Source organism: Marinilactibacillus piezotolerans, assembly GCF_900114235.1.
GTDB lineage: Bacteria > Bacillota > Bacilli > Lactobacillales > Carnobacteriaceae_A > Marinilactibacillus > Marinilactibacillus piezotolerans.
Map to the genome: position 1 here is coordinate 1 of NZ_FOSJ01000090.1, position 4,490 is coordinate 4,490.

At 34.1% G+C, this 4,490-nt stretch carries 6 protein-coding genes; 3 read left to right on the forward strand and 3 right to left on the reverse strand.

All coding sequences use genetic code 11. From position 1 onward, the window contains the following. Positions 1 to 267, reverse strand: a 267-nt coding sequence (locus BM212_RS12005; protein ID WP_143744965.1) for a transposase, incomplete at its 3' end; no start/stop codon positions are given. Between the two features lie 78 nt (positions 268 to 345). Here BM212_RS12005 and BM212_RS12010 point away from each other — a divergent pair. The 3 genes from BM212_RS12010 (at position 346) to BM212_RS12020 (ending at position 2,705) form a co-directional block, all read left to right on the forward strand. Beyond that, the gene (locus BM212_RS12010) at positions 346 to 942 is read left to right on the forward strand and encodes an aldo/keto reductase (RefSeq protein ID WP_245750977.1); all 597 of its coding nucleotides are present in this window, start codon (positions 346 to 348) and stop codon (positions 940 to 942) included. 95 nt (positions 943 to 1,037) lie between these two features. Continuing rightward, positions 1,038 to 1,706: a flavodoxin family protein gene (locus tag BM212_RS12015; protein ID WP_083540453.1), complete on the forward strand. Its 669-nt coding sequence runs from the start codon at positions 1,038 to 1,040 to the stop codon at positions 1,704 to 1,706. Positions 1,707 to 1,721: 15 nt separating this feature from the next. Further along, positions 1,722 to 2,705 (forward strand): aldo/keto reductase, encoded by a 984-nt coding sequence (locus tag BM212_RS12020; RefSeq protein WP_072693690.1) that lies wholly within the window; start codon positions 1,722 to 1,724, stop codon positions 2,703 to 2,705. 149 nt (positions 2,706 to 2,854) lie between these two features. On the opposite strand, the gene BM212_RS12025 is transcribed toward BM212_RS12020, so the two are convergent. Continuing rightward, entirely contained in the window at positions 2,855 to 3,985 is a 1,131-nt protein-coding gene (locus BM212_RS12025; RefSeq protein ID WP_072693691.1) for an FRG domain-containing protein, read from the reverse strand. 211 nt (positions 3,986 to 4,196) lie between these two features. Beyond that, on the reverse strand, positions 4,197 to 4,490 hold a 294-nt coding region (locus tag BM212_RS12030), incomplete at its 5' end, for a transposase (RefSeq protein WP_177206322.1).

Here is a 4,490-nt window from a genome sequence, read left to right on the forward strand (position 1 = left end):
CGCCGCTTGCTTTAAAATATCATTTTCCATTTGAAGCTGGGTATTGGCTTTTCTTAATTCTTTCAATTCTTTCTGTTCAGGTGTTAAGTTATCTTTTTCTTTGAATGAACCGGTTTGATTATGTTGACGTACCCATTTGTCAAAAGCAGATCCTGTAAGGTCATATTCTTCTATGATTTCTTTTCTTGATTTTCCTGCTTTGTGTAAATCAACAATTTGCTTCTTGAATTCTTCTGTATAAGTTCGACGTGGACGACGAGTAGACATGATAGATTCCTCCTGTGTATGTTTGTTTAGTATACACACCTTATCTTTTCTGTCCAACTCAGTGTAACCTATCCAGTTATGACTTCTGTAGAACGCTCACTAGAACGATTAGGTTTAGACTATGTAGATCTATTGTTGATTCACCAACCTTATAATGATGTGTATGGAGCGTGGCGTGCAATGGAAGAACTTCAAAAACAAGGGAAAGTTCGAGCAATTGGTGTCTCAAACTTTGGAGTTGACCGAGCTGTTGACTTAGCTGCATTTAATGAAGTGACTCCACAAGTCAATCAAATTGAAATCAATCCTTTCCAACAACAAGCAAAAAATATTGAAGCTTTAAAAAATGAAGGCATTATCCCAGAAGCATGGGCACCATTTGCTGAAGGGAAAAATGATATTTTCAATAATGCAGTTTTAAAAAATATCGGAAATAAATATGGAAAATCAGTAGCACAAGTCATTATTCGTTGGTTAGTCGAGCAAGATATTATTGTACTAGCTAAGTCAGTGAAACCAGAACGTATGGTTGAGAATCTAGCTGTTTTTGATTTTGAGTTAACTGAAGAGGATAAAAAAGAAATGGCAACTTTAAATGAAGGTGAAAGCCAATTCTTTTCTCATTCTGATCCAGAAATGATCAAATGGATGGCTAGTAGAAAAATGGATATTTAAAAAACGTATAGTGACTAACAACAACTTTTATTTATAGTAGAGATTACGGACTTCTTACTAAAATCTTTAGGTTAAATTATGGAAGGAGAACGTTAATGATTAGAAAAAGTTTTGGAGCAATATCTGCTTTTGTTTTTTTATCAGGCTGTCAAATGAACAATCAAACTGAAGAAAGCTCACCGGAAAATGCGTCAACCACAAGTGAATCAGGCAATTTTGGACGTGGAGCTATATCAGACGGAAAAGATACAAATGCAAGCGAAGCACCCACTAGAAAGTTGTCAGATTCAGCAAAATCTATTGTTATTTATTTTTCAAGAAGTGGCCATACAGAAGAATTAGCAAAAGAAATTAGTGAAACAATCGATTCTGATATTTTAGAGCTGCAGGTCAAAGAGCCCTATCCCAGCAACTATGAGGAAACGGAAAATCGGGCAACCTACGAAAGAGATAATGAGTTGTATCCAGAATTATCTACGGGTATACCTGATTTAACACAATATCAGACGGTTATTTTGGGACACCCAATATGGGCAATGACGCTGGCTAATCCTATGGTGACATTCATACAAGGATATGAAAAAGAACTTGAAGGAAAAATAGTCACTTCCTTTTCTACCAATGCTGGATATGGTTCAGGAGATACGTTTCAAAGGTTATCAGAACTACTTCCAAAATCCAATATAGAGGAAGTTTATACCGTTGAAGATAGAAATGCAGATGAAGACAAGGATAATCTTAATAGATGGCTTTCAGATTTTTAGAAAGGAAGATGATCAGTGGAGAAGCGTACATTAGGAAATAGTGGGTTAGAAGTCTCGTCTCTTGGGCTTGGTTGTATGGGAATGAGTCATGGTTACGGAAAAGCTTCAGACAAGAAAGAAATGATCTCTCTAATCCATGCAGCACTTGATCGGGGCGTTACTTTTTTTGACACAGCCGAGGTATATGGTCCATATGTGAATGAAGAGTTACTAGGGGAAGCACTTGCTCTGTTCAAAAAACAAGTCATAATCGCAACTAAATTTGGTATTCAGATGGCAAACAATAAACAGGTGCTAGATAGTAGCCCAGAACAAATCAAGAAATCAGTTGAAGGATCACTTAAACGTCTAAAAGTAGATACGATTGATCTTTACTATCAACACCGTGTAGATCCCAATACTCCAATTGAAGAAGTGGCTGGTGTGTTGCAAGACCTGATTAAAGAAGGGAAGGTAAAACACTGGGGGCTTTCTGAAGCAGGTGCTGAAACGATTCGTCGTGCACATGCTGTTCAACCCGTCACAGCTGTTCAAAGTGAGTATTCCATGATGTGGAGAAGCCCTGAAAAAGAACTATTTCCTACTCTTGAATCGTTAGGTATTGGGTTTGTACCGTTTAGTCCTTTAGGAAAAGGATTCCTTACGGGAAAAATCGATAAAAAAGCAACATTTAATAATGACGATTTTCGTAGCCTTGTTCCTCGATTTGAAGTAGAACATATGGAAGCTAATCAGGTACTCATTGACCTTATAGGAAAATTTGCTGCAGAAAAAGAAGCAACATTACCTCAAGTTGCGCTTGCTTGGGTACTTGCCCAAAAACCATGGATTGTCCCTATTCCTGGAACTAGAAAATTAGAACGCTTAGAAGAAAATCTTGCCGCTTCAGAGGTTCAACTAACTCAGAATGAATTGAGTGAACTGAACAATGCTCTTTCGAAAATCGAAATTTCAGGGGAACGTTACCCTAAAGAATATGCGAAAAGAGTAGGAAAATAACAAGTATAGTAGTAATTTCGATAGTCACAAATAAAAAAAGAATCCTATTTTTAAATAGGATTCTTTTTTTGCATGCAACATTAATCAGTATTGTTGCGTTTTTTTCAAGGTTAAAATAATTAGGAACGATTTTTTAACGGTTAGTATTTTCAAAATTGTTTCTCGGCTAAATACTTCGCTGTATTATCATGATCTAGAAATAACGTTTTTCTATTTATTCCTATTCTATCCAATTGTTTTAAAATAGATAATTTATCATTAATTTTAAATGTATGATCTTTCATAATGTGTTGAGTAATTATTGGTCGTTTTCTTCCAAATTTTGAAAATAATTGATAGAAAAATAACCCATTTTGAACTTTCATTCTATCAAAGGATATTTCAGATTGATACAAAACAGGTGGGATAACTGGTTTAGGAATCATAGAGTAGTCTTTACGTTTATGAAAAGTAACATGAGTATCTAAAGTGAAAAAACAATTATCATAACGGTTTATTAAAAATATCCACCAAAATCCATAAGTAAATTCTCTACCAAAGCTATTATGGGTTGTGTTTGTATAAAAGTAGAAACTATCTGATTTATTATCGTAGTACCGCACACTTTTATTTAATTCAGAAAAAATGACTTCCTCTTTTTCTAAATCACAAATAATACTTTCTAGATTTGACTTATAGATTTCTTCTAATTTATATGTCGATTTTAAGTGATTTCGTATATTCAGTATTATTTTCTCACTAAAAGTTTGACCAGTTTCTATGGTGTAAATTTTTTTCAACAAATCTGTTAATAGATACACTACTAAATCGTATGTTTCAGGTCTATTTTCTTCCAAAAATTTTAAGAAACCTTCGTATTTATCAATTGTGCTAAGTCCAAAGGGACGATCTATGTAGTTTTTCGGCAGTATATCAAAAGGAATACAGTTATTTCTATCAAATACATGGACGTATCCTGTTTTTATAGGTAGATTGTAAGCAGTGGAAAAGTAAAGTGCTACTAAAGGGTTTGTAGTTATATCAATTAAAGGTGTAGGCAACCCATGGTGTTGTGAATATGCCAAAAAATTGTCTTTTTCACTTTGACTCAGTTCATGTGCTATTTCTCTATAATAATCTTTGCGCAATTTTTCAGAGTCGTAATATTGACCTTTATGTGATCTCAATACACTAGCTGTTATTTCCTCATGATAATCACTTTCTCCACGAAAAAGAAATTTTTTATCACCTAGATTATCTATTTCTGTAATGTACTGTTGAACCGAATATATTTCTATCATTATTTCCTCCATCAGAATTTCAGTTTTTTATTCGTTTAGTGTGACCTATCAACATAAAAGCGCTTCAGTCAAGTTCTCCAGTTATTATAATTCAGGTTAAGTCTATTGATACATAATTGAAGCTATTATACCAATATTTTTCTGTAGTAACGATAGAGTATAGAGAGCGTCAAGAAGTTTGTGTAAATAAAAAGTTCCTTCTGTAAAAAACTTATCTTTCTTCTAGTTCTCCAAACATTTCCCAAAGTTCTGCTTCAGCTTGTTGGAAACCGCGGTGGCTTCGAGTTAAAAATTTCTGATTGTACAGATCAAAATTTGAGACTAAAAAGCGATCCATAGATTCTTCATTTTGAAATTGCTCTTTACGCCGACTGTATTTTTTAATTTGTTTGTTAAAAGACTCAATCAAATTAGTGGAGTACAAGCTTCTTCGGATTGAAGCAGGAAAGTCATAAAAGGTCAGTAAGCTATCGTTCTCTAAAATAGATTTGGTTACTCTAGGGTA

Coding starts and splice junctions, on each gene's coding strand:
- BM212_RS12025 (WP_072693691.1), bottom strand. CDS start 3,985: ATGATAGAAATATATTCGGTTCAACAGTACATTACAGAAATAGATAAT.
- BM212_RS12015 (WP_083540453.1), top strand. CDS start 1,038: ATGATTAGAAAAAGTTTTGGAGCAATATCTGCTTTTGTTTTTTTATCA.
- BM212_RS12010 (WP_245750977.1), top strand. CDS start 346: ATGACTTCTGTAGAACGCTCACTAGAACGATTAGGTTTAGACTATGTA.